The following is a 20,927-nucleotide window of genomic DNA, read 5'->3' as shown; positions in this document are numbered from 1 at the left end:
TATGAAAGAGGAGATCCGGTTAACAAAATACAGTCACGGCGGCGGATGCGGATGCAAGATCGCACCGGGAGTTCTGAAAAAAGTGATCGGAAGTACGGCTGGCCATGCAGATTTTCCGCATTTGCTGGTGGGAAACGAGAAGGCAGATGATGCGGCGGTGATGGATATCGGAGGAGATCAGTTGCTTATCTCGACGGTTGATTTTTTTATGCCTGTTGTAGACAATGCAGCGGACTTCGGAAAAATTGCGGCCGCTAATTCTGTGAGCGATGTGTATGCCATGGGCGGGAAACCGGTGATGGCTATTGCTGTGCTCGGATGGCCGGTTGAGAAATTACCGGTGGAAATGGCGCAGGAAGTGATGAGAGGGGCCAAGGAATTGGCCGCAGAGGCGGGAATACCGATTGCAGGCGGACATACGATTGACTCTCCGGAACCATTTTTCGGCCTCTCGGTGAACGGACTGGTGAGAAAGGAACATTTGAAAACCAATGCGGGAGGAAAACCCGGCGATCTGCTTTATATGACCAAACCGCTGGGCGTAGGAATAATCACTACCGCTGCTAAACGCGGACTGGCAGGAACAGAGGAAACGCAACGGGCAATTGTGCAGATGCAGACGCTCAACCGGGAAGGTGAGGAATTTGGGAAAATGTCTTTTGTTCACGCTCTTACGGATATCACCGGTTTCGGAATACTGGGCCATCTTGGAGAAATGTGCGAAGCCTCCGGCGTGTCTGCAAAATTGTATAAGGACAAGGTTGTGGTTATACCCGAAGCCAGAAGCCTGGCCGCTAAAATGATCTACCCGGATGCTACCTTCCGGAACTGGAAATCCTATGAATCAAAGATCACGGGAATGGATCCTGCTTTGCTGATCCTGTTTGCGGATCCGCAAACAAGCGGTGGACTGCTTCTTGCAGTGGATCCTGCGAAGAGGAACGAAACGGAAGCTTTTCTCAGAGGCCGCGGGCTCCCGGATCAGCCCGTTGGTGAACTCATTGCGCAGGAGGAGAAAATCATCATTGTTATCTAAGCTTTCTCCTTTAAAATGAGCATCTTCTGCCATTGGCAAGGTCTTTGTATTTCATGCCGAAATGGTCTATCTTTATCCACTATATTTTATCCCATGAAAAAACTGCTGCCCCTCCTTTTGCTCTTTATCTGCCCATGTTTGATCCAAACAGCAAAGAGCCAGACGACTGTTACTTTCAATGCTAAAGACGGAGTAACCATCACTGCGGACTGGTACGAGGTCAGCGATACGCTTCCGTGGATCATTCTTTTCCATCAGGCAGGCTACAGCCGCGGGGAATATAAAGATGTCATCAAGCGTTTTCATAAACTCGGGTATAATTGCCTGGCCGTAGATCTTCGTTCCGGAAAGGAAGTAAATGGGGTTGTTAACCAAACGGCACTTGATGCACAGAAAAAAGGGAAGGATACAGAATACCTGGACGCAGAGCAGGATATTATAGCGGCCATTGATTATCTCTATACCAAAGTTAATGAGCCGGTGGTGATTCTCGGATCCAGCTACAGCGCCTCCCTTTGCCTGAAGGTGGCCATCGGAAACCCCGGCGTTGAACGCGTGGTAGCTTACAGCCCGGGCGAATATTTTGGAAAGAAACTGAAATTAAAGGATGCGATTAAAAAACTGGATAAGCCGGTGTATGTGGGCTGTAGTGCGGAGGAAAAACCAGCTTGCGAAGACCTGATGAAGGATGTGATGACCGGCGATAAAATTGTATTTGCACCCGGTTCGGGAGGAAAGCACGGATCCAGTGCTCTGTGGAAATCCAATCCCAACTATTACGATTACTGGATATCCCTGATGATGTTCCTGGATAGAGGCTGATCAGTCTTTGAATTTTCTGACCAGTTCATCCCCCTCGAGGATGTTGAGATAGGTCATATACCTGCTCTCTCCGATCTCACCTTTTTCTACTTCCGCCCTTACCGCGCAGCCGGGCTCCTGCATATGCATGCATCCGTTGAACCGGCAAGCGGAAGATGCGCGGAAGATCTCCGGAAAGAAATGCGATAATTCGTTTTTCTCAACACCGGTAATTCCGAATTCCTTTATCCCGGGTGTGTCAATGATCGCGCCCCCTTTTTCAAGAAAATGCATTTCCGCAAAGGTCGTGGTGTGCATGCCCTTGTCATGGGTGTCGGATAATACTCCGGTCTTAATTCGGAGTCCGGGCTGTATCGCATTGATCAGTGTTGATTTCCCGGATCCGCTGTGTCCGGTGAAAAGCGATATGTTATTATACAGTTCCTTCCGAAGCAGGAGAATGTCTGAAGCATCAAAGGCCGAGATCAGCTTTACATCATATCCTATTGCATGGTAAAGACCTGCCCTTTCCTCCGCAGCTTGTATTTCCTGCGGCGTGTAAAGATCTTTTTTGTTGATCAGGATCGTTGCCGGAATGCCAAAAGTCTCGGCGCTTATTAGTATCCTGTCAATGAATCCGGGTGCTGTACGGGGTGACACAATGGTATTGATAACGTAGATCCGGTCCATGTTTGCAGCAATGACATGTGTCTGCCGTGAAAGGTTTACCGATCGGCGGATCATATGATTCTTCCTCTCCAGAATGGTTTTTATCACGGACTTTCCCTCTTCGTCAGCTTCCTCCAACTCTACATAATCTCCAACTGCTACAGGATTGGTTGCGCGGCTTCCTTCCAGTCGTATCGCTCCCTTCATGCGGCATTCCCGGACAGAACCGCTTTCGGTTTTAACATAGTACCAGCTCCCTGTAGACCGGATCACCGTTCCTTTCATGCAGATAAAGATAGGTGATTTGAAAAAAGACTACATTTGAAGTATGTCCATTAAAGCGGAAAAGATCACCAAACTTTACGGAACGCAAAAGGCGCTCAATGCGGTCACTTTTGAAGTTCCTGCGGGTGAAGTGGTTGGATTTCTGGGCCCCAACGGGGCCGGAAAATCTACCATGATGAAGATCCTCACCGGTTTTATCCCGCAAACGGAAGGTGCCGCCTCGGTTTGCGGATTCGATGTAAATGAACATTCATTGGAAGTGCGACGGATGGTAGGCTACCTTCCCGAAAGCAATCCCCTTTACTATGATATGTATGTGCGGGAATACCTTGAATTCGTAGCCGGCATTTATAAGGTTCCGAAGATGAAATCCCGGGTGAACGAAATGATTGCCCTCACCGGACTTGAACCGGAAAAAAGAAAAATGATCGGCGCACTTTCGAAAGGATACAAACAGCGGGTCGGACTGGCACAGGCATTGATTCATGATCCCAAAGTGCTCATCCTTGATGAACCTACATCCGGACTCGATCCTAATCAATTGTCCGAGATCCGTAACCTGATCAAAGGACTGGGAAAGGAAAAAACCGTTATGCTGAGCACACATGTGATGCAGGAGGTGGAAGCCATGTGCTCCCGTGTTATTATCATCCGCAAAGGGGAGATCGTGGCCGATCAGGCCACCGGGTCAATTAAGTCAGGAGGAGTACATCAGGTGATCACCGTTGAATTCGATAAGGAAATAAATAAGGGTGCCATAAAAGGGATCAATGGAGTGGAGGAAGTGAATCATATAGAAGGGAATACCTGGCAGCTGACCTCCCGCTCAGGTGAAGATATCCGTCCGGATGTTTTCCGCTTTGCAGTACAGCACGGACTGGCCGTTCTAACCGTACGCAGGGAGGAGAAGAAACTGGAGGATGTTTTCAAAGACCTCACCCGGTAATACCTCTTGCTTCCCACTCAGAACTAATTATTACCTTTGCCAACCTATTAACCAAGGAACTATGCCATACCTTTTTACCTCTGAATCAGTATCCGAAGGTCACCCGGATAAAGTGGCCGATCAGATATCCGATGCCCTAATTGATCACTTTCTTGCTTTCGACCCTCAGTCAAAAGTGGCCTGTGAAACACTGGTGACCACTGGACAGGTGGTGTTGGCGGGCGAAGTGAAATCCAATGCCTATCTCGATGTTCAGGAAATTGCCCGGGAAGTGATCAGGAAGATCGGCTATACCCGGAGCGAATATATGTTTGAAGCGAATTCCTGTGGTATATTTTCTGCCATTCATGAACAGAGCGCGGATATCAATCGCGGGGTGGAAAGAAGAAAGAAGGAAGATCAGGGTGCCGGCGATCAGGGAATGATGTTTGGATACGCCTGCCGCGAAACGGATAATTATATGCCGCTCCCGCTGGAACTGGCTCATCTTCTCCTGAAGGAGCTGGCCGATATTCGCAGAGAGGGAAAGGTAATGAAGTACCTTCGCCCGGATGCAAAATCACAGGTTACCATCGAATACAGCGACAATAATAAACCTGTTCGCATTGATACGATTGTGATCTCCACACAGCACGACGATTTTGGTACGGATAACGTGATGCTTGCAAAGATCAAAGACGATGTAATCAATATTCTGGTGCCGCGGGTTGCTGCCAAACTGCCCCGCCGCATACAGTCGCTCTTCAACAGCAAGATTACCTACCATGTGAATCCTACCGGTAAATTTGTAATCGGCGGACCACATGGGGATACCGGCCTCACCGGACGAAAAATTATTGTGGATACTTACGGAGGCAAGGGCGCGCATGGCGGCGGCGCTTTTTCCGGAAAGGATCCTTCCAAAGTAGATCGTTCTGGTGCTTATGCCACGCGGCATATTGCTAAAAATATGGTGGCCGCCGGATTATGCGACGAAGTGCTTGTGCAGGTAGCTTATGCGATCGGAGTAGCTAAGCCGGTGGGATTATTTGTGGATACCTGCGGAACGGCCAAAGTGGGTCTTACCGACGGACAGATCGCCCGCAAACTGGAATCAGTGTTCGATATGCGTCCGTACTCCATAGAAAAACGATTCAACCTGCGTTCTCCTATTTATTCTGAAACGGCTTCCTACGGACACATGGGCCGCAAACCGCATACCGTGGTGAAAGTATTCAACAAGGGTAAAGCGAATGAGAAAAAAGTGAAAGTTGAACTTTTTCCCTGGGAGAAGCTGGATTACGTGAATAAGATCAAAAAAGCATTCTCAATTTAAAACGAAGAGCCTCCGTCCGGAGGCTCTTTCATTCTATGGCCAAGGTACTGGTGGTTGATATCGGAAATACTAGGCAGAAAATGCTGTTGTATTCGAATGGTAAAAAGCGTGGCACTGTCCGGACTTCACCGCCTTCCGACCGGAAGAGTTTAAGAAAGATGATCAGTACAACACGGCCGGACCTGGTTTTCATTTCTTCGGTTCATCGTAAGGTACCCAAACCCGGCGGAAGGGTAACCGTGGCAGCCTTCACCTCCTCAACGCCGGTGCCCCTGAAAAATAAGTACCGGACGAAATTCACGCTGGGAAGCGACCGCCTTGCGAGTGCGGTGGGTGCGGCGGTACTGTTCCCACATAAAAATGTACTGGTTGTGGATGCGGGAACCTGTATCAAATTCAACTTTGTAAATAAAAAGGGAGAATACCTGGGAGGCTCCATCTCTCCGGGAATCGGAATGCGATTCAAAGCCCTGCACAATTTTACAGAACGACTGCCGTTAGTAACTACCAGATCGCAGCACCCTCTGACAGGTAGTACTACCGGGGCATCTGTCCGGTCGGGTGTTATCAATGGGGCCGTTGAGGAAGTTAAAGGAATGATTAATGCGTATAAAGTGAAATATCCGGGACTGGTGGTCGTTCTTACAGGCGGTGATGCCTCCTGTTTTGTTAAGAGCCTGAAAATGCGCATCTTTGCAGTTCCCCATCTGATCCTGGACGGTTTACATGAGATATTTGAATTCAATGTGCAGAAAATTTCCGGGTAAGCTGGTATTCATTTCCCTGCTGTTACCACTTTCTTTTTCAGCTCAAACATCCACCTCGTCCCCATACTCCCGCTTCGGACTGGGAGAGTTGAACTATGCCAATTCCGGAAACAGCGTTGGAATGAGCGGACTGGGTTTTGCATTGCGGAATGATACAACAGCGCCTTTTCATGTCAACCTTTCTAATCCCGCTTCGCTGAGTTCCCTGCGTTTGACGGTTTTTGATATTTCCCTTTCTAACACCGCTTCTTCCATTCAGACCTCCTCGGAGCAACTTTTTACCAACCGGCTGTCGCTGGGACAAATGGTTTTCGGAGTGCCGATGAGCAGGAGAAATAACTGGGGCATGGCATTCGGACTGCAGCCCTTTTCTACGTCCGGATATAATGTGGGTTCCTCGGAGGAGGTAGACAGTGTGGGTACAGTCAGGTACAATTACCAGGGCTCCGGAGGAATCAATGAATTGTTCCTCTCCAATGGATTCCGGATAAAGAATCTCTCGGCAGGAATAACCGCAGGATGGCTGTTCGGAGCTGTGCGTTCCACCTACCGCGATTCGTTTCCGTCTACCGGAATGTATTTCAATACCCGGATGATCCGGTCTGTTCAGTTCAATGATGTTTATTTTAAAGCCGGACTTCAGTATCAGTTGAAGCTGGGAGGAAAATGGTCGGCCGTACTTGGTGCTGCCGCCTCACTGCCCACCACATTTATCGCACGTACTACCACACTCGCGGAATTGCTCAAGTTCAATTCACTGATTGAAATAGCACGCGATACGGCTCTTTTCGAAGAGGATGTGAAGGATACAATTCAGTTTCCCCTGGCCATCGGCGGCGGAATTATCCTGCGCAAAGGAGAACGCTTTCTCCTGGGGGTGGATTATTTTATGCAGGATTGGAGTCAGTCGGTGATAAATGGTCAGCAGGGAAAATTTACAACGGGAAATCGCCTCTCTGTCGGTTTTCAGATCATTCCTGATAAGTATGCCGACGGGCGCAGCAATTTCAGAAGAAGGATACAGTACCGTGGGGGATTTAAGTACGCCACACATTACCTCGTGCTTGGCAATGATGTTCAACTCACGGAAATGAGCCTCACTTTCGGAGTAGGACTCCCCATGAGAAAGATGCGGGCAGTGGATATGTATGTACAGAATATCCTGAATCTGTCGGTAGAAGTCGGTCAGAGAGGAACCACTGACAATGGCCTAGTGCAAGAGCAATTTGTGAAACTGGGCATCGGATTCTCACTTAACGAAAAATGGTTCATACGCCGAAAATACGATTGAGGGAGCCGCTTTTGTTCCTTCCGGCTTTGCTGCTCCTGTTTTTTTCCTGTGAGAATGATATCTCAACGGTAAAGTTGATCCGGCCTGATAGCCTGCCGGCCGAAACGGCCCTTGGTGTTGAACTTATCTATAGCGATTCGGCCAATGTGAAGGTCCGGGTAACTGCTCCGCGGATGGAACGCTACGAGCAGCCCTCGCACCGGATCATTTTGCCGGAGGGAGTATTTGTGGAGTTTTTCGACGATTCCGGGAAAGTGAAATCGTGGTTAAAAGCGGATTATGCGATCAATTACGAAGGCGAGGAGAAGATGGAGGTGAGAAGAAATGTGGTGGTACTGAATGAAAGGGGAGAACGCCTCGAGACAGAACAGCTCATCTGGTCGAGAAAGGAGGCAAAGGTGTTTACCAATGAGCCGGTGCGCATCCGAAGAAAGGATGAAATTATGGAAGGGAAAGGACTCGTAGCCAGTCAGGATTTTTCGGATTATGATATACTGGAACCAACAGGTACCAAATATATAGAAGACGAACAGGATGAATGAAAAGATGTTCCGGATCAGGGTTCGAATCCTGATGTTTCTCTGGCTGGCGCTGGGATTGGTTTCACTGTACTCCGCCGTAGTTTCTTTGATCAAGGGTCAGAATAAGGATGCCTACCTGTTTCTGGCGTTTCTTTTTGTTGCTGTGCTCATGATCGCCCTCAACAGCCGGAGATCAAAAATGTATATGGAAAAAATGGCAAAGGAGAAACAGAACAGAAAGTAATGAGCGCTACCTGGATCTATATTTGTTCCGCTGTTGCTGCTTCTGCTTTTTTTTCCGGGATGGAGATTGCGTTTCTGACTGCCAATAAGCTGAAAATCGAGCTGAGCACCAAACAGGGAGGACTGAACGCGGGAATTATCTCCTATTTTGTCCGCAAACCCGCCCATTTCATCGCCACCATGCTTGTTGGCAATAGTATTGCACTGGTGATCTTTTCCATTTTTATGGAAACAGTTCTCTTCGGATATTTTGGACGGTGGATCAGTCACGACCTGCTGAATCTGGTTCTAACCACATTGATCTCTACGTTGATTATTCTGGTGGCGGCGGAGTATATTCCGAAAAGCCTGTTCCGGATTAACCCCAACGGACTACTGAGCGTTTTCGCCGTGCCGCTGATGATTATCTATTGGATACTTTCACCGATTGTATTCATTTCTCTTTTTATATCTAACCAGCTACTCAAGCGAATGGCCGGTGTGGAAGTTACGGAAACTGAAACCAGCTTTGGACGGGTAGACCTGGACAACCTGGTAAGAGAAACCGTGGGGCAAAAGGATCTGAGCGGAATGGATCATGAAGTAACCATTTTCAGGAATGCATTGGATTTTTCGGAAGTAAAAGTTAGGGAATGTATGGTTCCTCGGACGGAGATTGTTGCAGTGGAGGCAAACAGTCCGGTCAGCAAACTCAGGCAAAAATTTATTGATACCCGGCTCTCAAAAATACTGGTGTTTGACGGAACCGTGGATCAGCTCGTTGGATATATTCATTCCCATGAGCTCTTTCGCCATCCCGAAACGCTTCGCAGTGTACTGCTTCCCCTTATTATAGTGCCCGAATCTATGCCCGCACGGGATGCACTCACTTTATTTATCCAACAGAGAAAAAGCATGGCGGTGGTGGTGGATGAGTTCGGCGTAACCGCCGGAATTCTTACTATGGAAGACGTGATGGAAGAGATTTTCGGCGAGATCGAGGACGAACATGATAAGGAGGAACTTACAGACCGGAAGATATCAGAGCGCGAGTTTCTCTTCAGTGGCCGAATTGAAGTAGATCACCTGAATCAAAAATATAGTTTTGACCTCGAGAAGGAAGAGGAGTACGAAACCCTTTCAGGATTTATCCTGCATCACCACCAGAGCGTACCCCGGCAAGGTGAAGTCATCCGGATCGGAACATATACCTTTACCATTACCAACGTTACCCGTGGACGCATTGAACTCGTTAATGTGAAGCGGGACGAGTGATATGGTACTGGTATTCAGTAGATTATATAGGTCCGCGGATTTCCTTAAACGTCCAAAGAATCGTATCTTCGTCCCCCTGAAAATCAATAGAATATGGCAGCTATAGGCAATTTAAGGAAGCGCTCCGGACTTATCGCCGGTATTGTGGGTGTTTCTCTCCTGGCATTTGTAATGACAGGCCTTTTTGAAAGCGGGTTCAGCATCTTCGGTGAAGATATGAGCGTTGGTGTAATCGCAGGTAAAAAGATCAAATACGAGGAATACAATATGGAGTTTAATCTGAACGCAGACAGGCAGATGAGAAACTCCGAAGCAAGCAGCATGGATGATAATATGTCGGACATGGTGAGCAACATCACCTGGGAATTTTATATCCGTCAGCTGGTTATGGAACCGGAATACCGGTCGCTCGGACTCAATGTTACCGATGCGGAACTTACAGATATTTTTCTTGGTGTACCTCCCGATCCCATGATCGTGCCTGCATTTACCGATCAGCAGTCGGGACAGATCAACCAGAACTTTGTGGATGAAAAGGGTCAGCTGAGCGGACAGAAAATTAAACAGTATGTTGACGAACTGAGTAAAAGAGCTGCAACGGACAAGCAGGTAGAGAAGCTCTGGGAACAGTGGAAAGATTTTGAAATCAGCGTTCGCGATAATAAGTATCAGAACAAATATTTTAATTTACTTAAAAAAGGACTGCAGGTTACCACCAGCTACGCCAAGCAGGATTATAAAATGTCTCAGACCTCCGTTCGTTTCCGTTATGTGCTGAAGCGATACAATGCAGTTGCTGACAGTACCCTAACTGTAACCGAGGAGGAAATGCAGAAGTATTATAATGAAAACAAGGCCCGTTGGAAGCAGGAACTTTCTGCCAAAGTGGATTACCTGGTATTTGACGTCTTACCCTCCGATCAGGACAAGGCCGACGCGGAAAAGGAAATTAACAGAGTTGCCGATGAGTTTGCTAAAACAGAAAATGACACCCAGATTATTGTTCGTGAATCTGAAAATCCCAATATCGACGGCAGCTTTCTGAAGTTAATGCAGCTCCCACCCTCCCTGAGTGCGGATTCACAGCTGGTGAAAACAGGTAAAGGCTATGTCACCAAACCTTACCTTGAGGGAACAATTTGGAAAGTGAGTAAAGTGATGGATGTGAAGTCATATCCTGATTCCGCATCCGTTCGCCATATCCTGTTTAATTACGCAGGTTCTCCCAGCGCCGCCGCTTCTGTAACACGAACTAAAGAACAGTCAAAGGCCCTGGCCGACAGTATTCTTAATCTTCTCAAGAAGAAAAAGGTTCAGTTTCCGGATATGGTTCAGAAATATTCTGCAGACTCCGGATCATTTTACGATTACCCGGACAAGAAGGATCCGTCGAAGAAAGTGAAAAAGAAGCGCGAAGACCTGGGAGCCTACCGTTGGTTCAAGGAAGGGGCTATGGTACCTGAATTCCAGACCGCCGCCTTTGAAGGAAAAGTAGGAGATCTGGTAGTGGTGGAAACCACTTATGGGTTCCACCTTATCGAAGTACTGGATAAGGGAAAGGAATCGGCGCGTTACAGGATCGGTACAATCCAGAAAACGGTAATCCCTTCTGCTAAAACCAAAAATGATATTTATAACGAAGCGCTGGATTTTCTTACCCAGTATGGAGACAATGCTGAAACATTCAGCAAAGGAATTCAGGAGAAAGGCATGAATATGCGTACCGCTGAGACCGTTACTACCACCGCCCGCGGAATTCCGGGTGTGGATAACGCGCGCGATCTTATTCGCTGGGTCTTCACTAACCCTCAGGGAACCGTGTGTAAGGAACCTTTTACATATGATAATAAGTATGTAATACCGGTGGTCACTGAACTTCATCCGAAAGGTTTCGCAACCCTGGAGCAGAAGAAGGTGGAGGTAGAGCTGGGTGCGAAGAAGGAGAAAAAGGCGAAAATGTTCATGGAGGAATTTGCGAAGTCCGGTAAGAGCCTCAGCGAAATCGCGAATAAGCTCCAGCTGACTGTGGACAGTGTTCCTGGTATTCGTTATAATGATTTTTCTGTGCCGGGGCTTGGCCGCGAAATGACCCTCATGGGAACCGTTTTCGCATTGGAACCGGGTAAAATGTCTAAACCTTTAATGGGTGAGCAGGGTGTGTACATCGTGATGGTGGAGAAGGTAACACCGGCGCCGGAATCAAAGGATTATACTCAGCAGAAAATCAATCTGAAAACTAATCTTCAGTACCGGGTAGACGCCTCCGTTTCTAACATCCTTCGCGATAAAGCAGGAATACAGGATACGCGGTACAAATTTTACTGAAACTAAACGTTCACAGGAACGTCCGGGCGGTTCGTCCGGACGTTTTTATTTCCGGATCATCGCTGCCAGAGCCTCCGCCCAGGAAAGATCTGCGTTCAGCGAAGGAACCAGATCAAGTTGTTCCCCGCCATGTTCACGGAAGATCTCAAGGTATTCTGTTCCCACCTCATACGTGGTTTCAAGGCAGTCTGCAACAAACGATGGAGAGAATGCCAGAATTCGCTTTTTTCCCGCTTTCCCCCATTCACGAATCATGTGATCGGAGAAGGGTTTAAGCCATTTGTTGTTGAGCCTCGACTGAAACGCTGTTGTATACTTCCCTTCCGGGATGCCCAGTTCTTTCACCAGCATCCGTGTGGTAGCGAATGCCGCTGCACGATAACAGCGCTCATTATCCGGTGTAAGCTGATCACAGCAGGTTCCGATGGAACAGGAGGAGATTCCTAATTCGCGGGCCGACTGGTAGATATGCCGTTCAGGCAGGCCGTGATAACTAAAAAGAAAATGATCGTAGGTTGTGAGATCAAATTTGCCGGCGTTGTGTGCAAAACACTGGATGAAACCTGGATCATTAAAAAAGTATGTGGTTCGGCTCACCGGCACTTTCAGGTTCAGTTCATGAAGGCAGCGTTCGGTTTCTTCGAGGGATGATTGTGTGCTGGAACTTGCATATTGGGGATAGAGTGGAAGCACGTGAATGCTGCCGGCTCCCTGATCTCTCAGACGTATCAGCGCCTCCCGTACCGACGGATTGCGGTAACGCATCCCAAGTGCAACGATGTATTCCTCTCCCAGAACTGAAGCCAGATTATCCCGCAGATCCCGCCCGTGAAAAAGCAGGGGGGAACCTCTTTTGGTCCAGATCTTCTTATATAAAGCAGATGAAGATTTTGAACGTGAGGGTACAATGATCCAGTTCACCAGAATATACCTCCAGACGGGGTTTACATCAATCACCCTTTCATCCATCAGAAACTCCCGAAGGTACGTAGCTACGTCCGGTGGTTCAGGACTGTCGGGTGTGCCCAGGTTAAGCAGGAGAATCCCTTTTTTCATGCCTGTCAAAGATAGAAATCCTATCGTTGGATTCGCCGCACAAAGGGAAGGATGAGACTAAGCAGCCCCAGGGGAATCATACAGTAGGAAAGCCAATCGCCCCAGTGGGAATAGAATGTATCTGCCTTACCCGGACGAATGAATGCTTCCATGCTTTCCGCGGTCCACCATCGGGTTTGTTTTTCCACAGTCCCGTCTGGAGCAATAACACAGGAAACTCCAGTATTTGTACAGCGTACCACCGGAACCCTGAATTCAATAGCGCGCAAACGGGCAAATTCGAGATGTTGACGGTATCCGGGGGTATCTCCCCACCATCCGTCGTTGGTCAGAACGAAAATGGCATTGCCCCCTTTATGTATATACCCTTTGACAAAATCACCAAAAATAGATTCGTAACAAATCACAGGGGCAGCCACCACCCCGGTTGAAGGAACGGCAAATACCTCTCTTTCTTCCTGCGTACCTAAACTTCCGGAGGTGCCGCCAAGATCCAGCGCCCAGTCTTTCAGCGACCCGAAGAGGGCAGGGTAGGGAAGCTGTTCCACTCCGGGAACCAGTTTGGATTTATGATACACCTCCCTTACGCCGGAGGAGTCAATCCACAGTGCCGAATTGTACGCTTCATACCAGTCGTTTCCGTACTGGCGGGCCGTTGGCGTGGGCGTTTCGCCCTGACGGAATTGTTTCCAGGTGGATGCACCGGTAATGATATTAAGCCCATGATGCTCACGCGCGAATTCAATCAGACGGTATACGCTGTAGGATTCTTCATATCTGTCTTCATAGATCCCATCGCTCACGGAGGTTTCCGGTAAAAGAAGAAAACGGGTGTCAGGCCGTAGCTTCTCTTTTGCCATGTGAAGAAATATATCCATTTGCTTGTCGGGCCCCATGTCAAATTTTACCTTGTACGGATCGAAGTTTGGCTGAACCGCTACCAGATGAACTCCGGTTTTTTCGGTCTCCGGCTTCGGAAGGAGCAGAAAGGAAACCAGCATGGGAAAAAGCAGGATGGTGCCTGCAATTGCAGTTTGTTTCCACCCGGCGTTTTTTTTGCCCTTCAGGAAAGTCCGGATCATTTCATAGAGGGAGAAATTTACAGCCAGCCCCCATAATGTCCCACCCGGGGTACCCGTAAATTCATACCATTGCACAAGGGGTGTGATCCCGGCGAATGCATTTCCAAGCGTGAGCCAGGGCCATGTAAGATCCCAGCGGTGATGAAACCATTCATAAGACATCCAAAGTGCAATAAATACGAGGATGCCGGCACTGCGATTCACGCGCCTTCTTATCGTATGGGCCAGCAGTAACACCAGCGCCATAAGCAGGCTGTTCAGAGAGAACGCCATTAGAGAGCCTTCTGCAGAGGAATTCCAAACCCACCAGGTAGCGCCAAGATTCCAGATCAGCATACAGAGTACGGCGAAAAGAAAGAAACGCAATTTGTTTCCCGCGCGGTGCTGTTCTCCCATGAACTCCTCCGCAAACAGAAATGGAATCCATGCAATGAATAGGATCCCGGGATGACCCACGCCCGGCCAGCTAAGTGCAAGCAAAGCACCTGAAATCATCATCAGTGAAAGAATCCGGAGTGTACTCATGCACGGCAAAGGTATAAAATGAAAAACGCCCGGCCACTCAGGACCGGACGTTCTTCAAGGGATATTTGAGTGTTTTATTCGTCTGCGTTCAGGTCAATGTCCGGTTCTGAGATCAGGTTGTCCTCATCGCTGTATTTGGCGCCCGGATTCTGTGCGTTCATCTCCTTGATCAGTTCGTCGTCGCTCGGGCCGCTCTTGAAGAGTTCTTTTTCTTCTTCTGTAATCTTACTTTCCTCAATGTCGGTTCCTTTATTGGCCTTGATCGCTTTAATCGCGTAAAGGCGGGCTACCCGGCTTTGATGTATGGCACGGTGGTATTTACCTTGAGCATATAGCTTTTTGGCAAAACGCTGATGCGCGATTGCTTTCGCCAGATCACCGGTATAGTTCTTACCCTGTTTTACCCATTTGTGCGCGTGAAAAATAACCACCGCGGTCCGGTGCAGTACTTTTCGTGCATGGTGTTTTTCAACTTTTGGATGCCCTCCGGGGCTTACAACAACTACTTTCTTTTTCTGTGCGGCTACAGGAACGGCCACGGCGGCCATCAGGAAAATCAACAGGAGGTTTTTTAGGTTTTTCATTGCGTTTATTTATTGGTTAGACGCTCCTGGGAGCGTATAGTTTAAAAATAGGCAAATTCCGTGCCAGCTCTACCGCATCAGGTACATTTTCCCGAAACCCTTATGAATAAAGGGATCTGCCCCGCTTTCACGGTGTTCTATAGCGTTGCCGTGGAGACGGGTCATAACCCGGTACAGGTAAATTCCGTTCCCCAGCAGGTCACCGTACTGATCCCTGCCGTCCCAGGCGTATTCCGTAATATTCCGGCCGATATGAATATGCCCCAGTTCTTCTTTACTGATTTCACGAACTACTTTTCCGGTAATAGTGAGAATCTGAATGGTAAAGGTTTCAGGGAGATCGGAACCGGTGAGCGTAAATACGAATCGGGTAGACGTTGAAAATGGATTCGGATAGTTCATCACTTCCGTAATGGAGGGTTTATTTTCCACTTCGAAAGAAATTCTCATATCCATGGAACCTGAAAGGTTATTGCTGCGGTCCTGCGCTTGTACAAGCAGCTCGTATACACCATCTAGCAGAAGCACAGGGAGAAAATTAATGCGGCAGCTGTTGTCAGGAAGCGCTGCGGGAGTGAAAATCAGGCGCGGGTCATTGAAATAGAACCGGGTGTAAGTACTGGCACCGGGGTATTTCAGCCAGAGTTTAAAATCGGCGGTATCATTGAGTGCGAGAAACTGGTTCTCATCTTTGAGTTGTATCAGAATATCCGGTCGGGCGGAAATAATGTCTCCGTTGAGAATGTGCACTCCGTCGAACGTTACATCCAGCAGGGGATTGATCTTGTCATCGCCCACAAAAAAGTCAATGGTGGCAATATTATTAAAATGATATTGCTCCCGTTGTGTAAAGGCTGTGCCCACAGGATTGATCTCCATCCAAAGCTGGTTGAGGCCTGCAAGACCTTCGGTGGGAAGCGTGATGGTCGTTTGCAGGGAACTGTCGGGGTAGAGCGATGCGGAGAAGTAAATGGTTTGGGGATGGGATACCCTGTTGCGGTCAATCACCCAGTGGTTCACCTGCATACTGTCCATGAAGAATTCGGAGATGTTTTTCACGGCTACCCTGAATTTCACAGAATCCCCTTCCGCCAGGGTGTCGGCATACAAACTCCAGCCAAGAGGAGGGTGAACGGCAACTTCAGGTGCAGGCTGATAGAACACCTGCCATTTATCCATCTGAGCGGAAGTACCCAGGCTGTCGTCTTTTATAAAAAGATTCAATCGCAGGTATGGATAGGTGGCTGCATTCAGCGAACTGAGGTCGATCGCATACTGGGAAGGGGGGTAGGTTTGCAGCAGGGTTTCTGCGCCCGCGTTGTTCACACCATACACATTCAGACTCACACTGTCGGCCGTGGGATTCTCCAGACCATGCTGATACCAGGAAATGGAATCCCAGCTCATGGCCGGACCAATCAGCGGTCCGGTAAAATTTCCTGCGTCGGAATTGCTGCTCAGTACGGCGGTGAAATTGATGTAGGAATCCATCTGTGCTCCCACCACCTCCTGGGCACTTCCCGGGTCTCCTTTTTTACAGAAGAAAATATAGGGCACATCGCCAATGTCACGGATTGTATCCGATCCGAGTGTTTCAAAGGTTGTGTACAGGGAAGTGTCAACCCACAGATTCGCTGCACTGCTCAGCCAGCTGTAAGCGAGGATGTAATATCCGTTTGGAACCACATTCTCCAGCAGGTTCTTCATGCCGGCCAATTGCGCGGCCTGATCCCACTGAAAAATGAAATATTTTTCTACACGGTTTCGTCCGCAGGGCCCTCCGCTCGGAATATCGTTGGCGTTTCCAAAAAAGTGAGTGGGGTTCAGCATTACATTATTTGACGCATCGAACCAGCGGTTTCCCCAGGGCTGCAGCGTCACCGGATCAATAATTGCCACCAACATCGCATTCACAAAGCCGCAACCGGCATATTCCTGAACCGAGAGATCCAGTTTGTACTGCGTGGCCGACATCTCGCTATAATTGTAAAACGGCGGCTGCTGTCCGTAACAGTCAACTGTTAATGTTTTTCCTACCGGCACAAAATCCCAGGTGCGTGTCGGACGGTTATGTTTTACAAAAACGTGGTCATTATTCTTAAATTGGAAAAAATGCGACTGTTCCCAACCGCGTTTCCCCGGAACATACTGGAAGGAGAATTCTTTCCAGCGATAATTCACCGTGTCCGATGTATCCCGCCGTACCCTCCAGAAATATACAGTGGTGTCCGTGAGCGTGAGTGGGGGTGTCCAACTGATCACTCCGCCGGGGGCGGAAACCACAAGGGCGCTGAGCGGATTACTGTAAAGATCATTTGTGTCAATCTCAAACCGGTAATTATGAGGTGCCTCAAACGGATCTCCGGTGGAGGCTTTAAGTGTAACCGTGTCATTAGGAATAATTGCGAATTCGTACGGATAAACAGGCACAATATCTCCTGATACAATGAACAATTGGGCCGGTGTCAGCAGCTGATTATTCCCTTCGTTTCCTTCGTCAATTTGCTGCGGGGAATCTACCCATACTTCAAACCGGTTAATGCCGGGTCCTTTGATCAGATCAACGGGCATTCGTACCTGCAGAGTGTCACGGAACAACACAAAGGGTACGGGAAGGGTATATATGCTCTCCGAGTTGTCGGGGAATATTCGCTTCAGCTCAACAATCACCGTATCGCGGGGAGCCCGCCCCAGGTTGGTAATCACTATATTCATTTCAAAGGAGTCAACTTCCGCCGTGATCACTGGCCCGGGGGTAAAGTATACACTGGAATCGGCAATGGCATAGTCGGGTTTATCCTGCGGATTAAGGCGTACAGATGGATCACCCTGAAGATTGTACTCCATGAGTGTTATGTTCATAAAAAGATCGGAAACGGTTCCCTGCGCCGAGTCAATTGCTGCCTGCATGCATTCTCCAATGCTGCTGCCATAATTGATTTGCCCGAACTGCCGGTACATTTGTTGTGCAAACTGGTCAATGTAATAGGTAATACCCTGACCCACGGAGGCCAGGAACCCGATGGCTCCTTTGGGATTGACCACCCAGAGCTCCGAGGCGTTGCTGACAAAGGAGTTGGGAGGTGCGTGAAAATCTCCCGAGAAGCAGGAGTTTGCGAGGATAAAGGGGTAGCGGCCGCTGTTGTTATAATTGGCCGGGTCGTCGAGATTTTGATCAAAGGAGTTTCCGGAGGCGTGCCCGAAAAAAGTCATCAGTGAAACACCATTGTTGATGAGGTTCCTTACCGAGTCAGACAGCGTAATCTGGATGGGTTGCGAAGTGGTCTTGAGAAAGGTATGAACAAAACCCCCGAACAGTGTGTCCTCAAAAGTGTTTTCATACCCGGTTAAAAATCCGGCAAAGGTTTGCTGATCAAGCTGTGTGGTGCCGCCTCCGAAATGAAGGGCATGCTTCATCCATTCCGCAGATGGGTTGACTTCATGCGATTGCACCTTGGCAAGATAGTCCAGTACTTCTGCTCCGGTGAGCGCGGAAAGTCTTCCTGTGGGAATGCGGGGTTCAATATTTGCCCCGTTCTGATTAGCAGTTAACAATACATCGGAAGGCGGGTAACCAAAGGTGGGAACAAGTACATCCTGCAAATACGGATAGTAATCGCGCGCATCAGGGAAAACAATGGATTTTCCAATGAGAAAAAGATGTTCCGGTTTTACCGATGCACTGTCCCAACACAGGTCAGCGAAACGCCGGATGGCCGCCGGATGATATTTTATTCCCCACGCAAATTGATCGTAAAGCTGTCCGATTTCAGCAAGTAGTACGTGATTGGATCCTCCCGGAACACCGGAGCGGTAAGCGGCGTACTGTGCGGATTCATTCCACAATCTGCTGTGCGTAATAATGATAAAAGCAGAATCGTATCCTGTAGCGCCATAATAGGTGAATTGTGCGTTCGTTCCCACCGGGGTTACACCGCTGAGAGAAATCACAGAATTTTCTGCATGCAGGTAGCATTCCTTCATGTTGCCTGCGTTGGGTACAAGGACTTTGTGGAAACCGGAATCGGCAACTACCTGAATACGCAAACGATTTGTGAGATCATAAAGAAATACGTTCCCGCCCTGATCGTTAAAATTGGAAATTCTCAGATAGGCCTTACTCTGGGAACCGTTATCGGGTATGTGCAATGTGTATTTTGGCTGATTTTCCAGGTCCATGATCTGGGGGAAGCGTAAACGGGAATAACTCAGTGCGGTTGTATTGTTCCAGGTGAACGATGGATTATTAACGCTGATATGAGAAAATGTTGTGCTATTCGTGAGTGTTGATAAGGGGATAGTAAATGTCAGCGTGATCAGCTTATAGCCGTTAAAAAGGGAATCGGCCAGGAGGGTGGTTCCTGAATTCGTGTTGTATTCCAGACGCAATTCATGATCTGGCAATGAAAAGTTTGTAAAATCGTCCGATTCCCCGGCAATAACAGTGGTGAGTGTACCATCCGGACCTCCTGCATATCGCAAAGAGGTGTTGAAGGTAACGGGCAATGTTTGCCCCTTATAAAACGGCGCACTCATCCACCCTTCGGTGCAATGAAAAAATCCGTTATACGAGCCATAAAAAGTAACGGGCCCCGCATGGTAATAAGCGGACGTCATGAACAAGAGTTCCCTGAAAAAATAAGGATCCGGAGTATACAGAGTGAATGTATTGTCTGTTACGGGTGCAAGTCGCAGGTTGGCCAGAGAGCTGTTCCAGGTCAGAAAATAAACGGAGGTGTCGGAATAAAGCGAATGATACGGGTTGGGAACTGCCGCTGTATCATATACCGCCGAATCAAGGTGTCCGTTATTCTTCTGCGCATAAAACTCAATGAAGTCACCAGTGTTCAGAATACCATCAGCTTCTCCACTCACAAAGATCGCTTGTTCCCGTCCGCGGCAAAAGATCTGAAACCGACGGGGATCTAGTCCGTTGAGGGGAATGCCAGAAGCGGCAAGTGCTGCGGAGTCCAGCCGGTAGATGCCTTCTGCAGCAATCGGTATGCGGTAATAATTCTGGGAGTAATTAATCCATTCGTTACCGTAAGGCTGAGACCTGGCAACGTAAAGTGAAAGGAAGAAAAGAACAGCAAGGTAAAGTCTCTTCAAATCACTGGTTTTTTTTGGTAATGTCGAAACGAAGCGAGAAAATGTGAGAATAAAGCGCCACGGATGCGTCGCCTATATCGGTCATGGCATAATCAAGGCGAATCTTCCGGAGGCGCAAACCAAGACCAATATTCGGCTGGATAGTAAGGTGTTTTTTATTGTCAAAATCGGTTTCCTGCTGAATGTTGCCGATTCCGCCCCGGAGGAAAACGAGGTCTTTGTAGGCAAATTCGGCACCGAGGTGAGGGTCAATGCTCATCACAGAGGTCCGGATCAGCACGTTTCGCTTACCGTCAAATGTCCAGTCGAGGTCGGCTTCTGCAACCATCGATGTTTTTGCCGTAAGATCAATCCGGTAAGCCAGCCCGGTAATCATTCTCGGAAGGGTAATTTCGACAGAGCTTTCGGGTATTTCATTTCCTGTCAGCAGAAAGGTTTCTTTCATGCTTTCGCTCAGGTTAAAACTCCAGGCGTTAAATGTACTGGTAACATCGCGCAGCATAAGACCATAAACAAAGCGACCCTTGTCCAGCCGCGCTCCTGCATCCAGCCCGAATCCCCAGGCTCCTCCAAAGTCCCCTACCTTGCGGCGGATAATTTTGAAACTTCCGCCGGTTTGTAAGCCCGGTATTCCGAAATTTCTCGCGTAAGAGAAAATAAAGGCATAATCGGCTGCTGAAAATGTGGTGATATTATTGTAATTAACGTTTCCCTGATTATCTATCAGTTCGGTAGTGTTGGGAATGTCATCTACACCGAACCGGATAAAAGAAAAACTTCCCACACTGGATGAATCGAAACGCCTGGCGATTCCGATGTAATCATATTTTGCCAGATTGGCGAAGTAGTTGGCGTGCATTAGTGAAATCTGCAGATCGGATCCCACGCCGTGAAGTGCGGCCGGATTCCAGTAACCTCCGGTTACGTCATTGCTGATCGCCACCACTGCGTTGGACATTCCCAACCCCCGCGCACCAACCCCAATAGACAGGAATTCGTTACTGTATTTTCTGACCTGTGCCTGCAACACGCTCAAAAGCAGGGTCAGGGTTAGCGTTAAAGCGAAGACTCTTCTCATGTTCGGGATGCCTAAGTTAGTGAAAACGTGCGATTTGACA

16 protein-coding genes are annotated in these 20,927 nt (G+C 48.4%); 10 read left to right on the top strand and 6 right to left on the bottom strand.

All coding sequences use genetic code 11. The features are described from left to right. Position 1: 1 nt before the first annotated feature. Both selD and IT233_02280 read left to right on the top strand, forming a co-directional pair. Positions 2–1,036 carry a selenide, water dikinase SelD gene (gene selD / locus IT233_02285; GenBank protein MCC7301447.1) on the top strand — a complete coding sequence of 345 codons (1,035 nt, stop codon included), beginning with the start codon at positions 2–4 and terminating at the stop codon, positions 1,034–1,036. Positions 1,037–1,129: 93 nt separating this feature from the next. Then, positions 1,130–1,858 carry a dienelactone hydrolase family protein gene (locus IT233_02280; GenBank protein ID MCC7301446.1) on the top strand — a complete coding sequence of 243 codons (729 nt, stop codon included), beginning with the start codon at positions 1,130–1,132 and terminating at the stop codon, positions 1,856–1,858. On the opposite strand, the gene rsgA is transcribed toward IT233_02280, so the two are convergent. After that, positions 1,859–2,791, bottom strand: a complete 933-nt coding sequence (gene rsgA, locus IT233_02275; protein ID MCC7301445.1) for a ribosome small subunit-dependent GTPase A — start codon at positions 2,789–2,791, stop codon at positions 1,859–1,861. A gap of 43 nt (positions 2,792–2,834) precedes the next feature. On the opposite strand from rsgA, the gene gldA reads away from it, so the two are divergent. The 8 genes from gldA to IT233_02235 all read left to right on the top strand — a co-directional run bounded on the left by gldA (position 2,835) and on the right by IT233_02235 (position 11,453). Beyond that, positions 2,835–3,737 (top strand): gliding motility-associated ABC transporter ATP-binding subunit GldA, encoded by a 903-nt coding sequence (gene gldA / locus IT233_02270; GenBank protein MCC7301444.1) that lies wholly within the window; start codon positions 2,835–2,837, stop codon positions 3,735–3,737. A 61-nt stretch (positions 3,738–3,798) separates the two neighbouring features. Then, positions 3,799–5,052 carry a methionine adenosyltransferase gene (locus IT233_02265; GenBank protein MCC7301443.1) on the top strand — a complete coding sequence of 418 codons (1,254 nt, stop codon included), beginning with the start codon at positions 3,799–3,801 and terminating at the stop codon, positions 5,050–5,052. Positions 5,053–5,087: 35 nt separating this feature from the next. Continuing rightward, positions 5,088–5,819 carry a type III pantothenate kinase gene (locus IT233_02260; protein MCC7301442.1) on the top strand — a complete coding sequence of 244 codons (732 nt, stop codon included), beginning with the start codon at positions 5,088–5,090 and terminating at the stop codon, positions 5,817–5,819. After that, on the top strand, positions 5,797–7,110 hold the full coding sequence (locus IT233_02255; protein MCC7301441.1) for a hypothetical protein: 1,314 nt from the start codon (positions 5,797–5,799) through the stop codon (positions 7,108–7,110). Before IT233_02260 ends, IT233_02255 begins: the two co-directional genes overlap by 23 nt. A 26-nt stretch (positions 7,111–7,136) precedes the next feature. Beyond that, positions 7,137–7,652 carry an LPS export ABC transporter periplasmic protein LptC gene (lptC, locus tag IT233_02250; GenBank protein MCC7301440.1) on the top strand — a complete coding sequence of 172 codons (516 nt, stop codon included), beginning with the start codon at positions 7,137–7,139 and terminating at the stop codon, positions 7,650–7,652. After that, positions 7,645–7,875 carry a hypothetical protein gene (locus IT233_02245; GenBank protein MCC7301439.1) on the top strand — a complete coding sequence of 77 codons (231 nt, stop codon included), beginning with the start codon at positions 7,645–7,647 and terminating at the stop codon, positions 7,873–7,875. The genes lptC and IT233_02245 overlap by 8 nt, the downstream gene beginning before the upstream one ends. Next, a complete protein-coding gene (locus IT233_02240; protein MCC7301438.1) occupies positions 7,875–9,128 on the top strand; it encodes an HlyC/CorC family transporter in 1,254 nt (417 codons plus the stop codon). Before IT233_02245 ends, IT233_02240 begins: the two co-directional genes overlap by 1 nt. Before the next feature lie 93 nt (positions 9,129–9,221). Continuing rightward, positions 9,222–11,453, top strand: a complete 2,232-nt coding sequence (locus tag IT233_02235; protein MCC7301437.1) for a SurA N-terminal domain-containing protein — start codon at positions 9,222–9,224, stop codon at positions 11,451–11,453. Positions 11,454–11,498: 45 nt separating this feature from the next. Here the strand turns inward: IT233_02235 and hemH are convergent, their stop codons facing one another. The 5 genes from hemH to IT233_02210 form a co-directional block, all read right to left on the bottom strand. Further along, positions 11,499–12,509 (bottom strand): ferrochelatase, encoded by a 1,011-nt coding sequence (gene hemH, locus IT233_02230; protein ID MCC7301436.1) that lies wholly within the window; start codon positions 12,507–12,509, stop codon positions 11,499–11,501. A 20-nt stretch (positions 12,510–12,529) separates the two neighbouring features. After that, positions 12,530–14,116 (bottom strand): apolipoprotein N-acyltransferase, encoded by a 1,587-nt coding sequence (gene lnt / locus IT233_02225; GenBank protein ID MCC7301435.1) that lies wholly within the window; start codon positions 14,114–14,116, stop codon positions 12,530–12,532. 74 nt (positions 14,117–14,190) lie between these two features. Beyond that, positions 14,191–14,700 carry a hypothetical protein gene (locus IT233_02220; protein MCC7301434.1) on the bottom strand — a complete coding sequence of 170 codons (510 nt, stop codon included), beginning with the start codon at positions 14,698–14,700 and terminating at the stop codon, positions 14,191–14,193. Between the two features lie 69 nt (positions 14,701–14,769). Continuing rightward, positions 14,770–19,809 carry a hypothetical protein gene (locus IT233_02215; GenBank protein MCC7301433.1) on the bottom strand — a complete coding sequence of 1,680 codons (5,040 nt, stop codon included), beginning with the start codon at positions 19,807–19,809 and terminating at the stop codon, positions 14,770–14,772. A 1-nt stretch (position 19,810) separates the two neighbouring features. Further along, positions 19,811–20,887 carry a PorV/PorQ family protein gene (locus IT233_02210; protein MCC7301432.1) on the bottom strand — a complete coding sequence of 359 codons (1,077 nt, stop codon included), beginning with the start codon at positions 20,885–20,887 and terminating at the stop codon, positions 19,811–19,813. Positions 20,888–20,927: the final 40 nt, after the last annotated feature.

The organism is Bacteroidia bacterium (assembly GCA_020852255.1).
Classification (GTDB): Bacteria; Bacteroidota; Bacteroidia; order JADZBD01; family JADZBD01; genus JADZBD01.
Note: the sequence above shows the minus strand (reverse complement) of the source record. Positions and strands in the feature narration are given on the sequence as shown.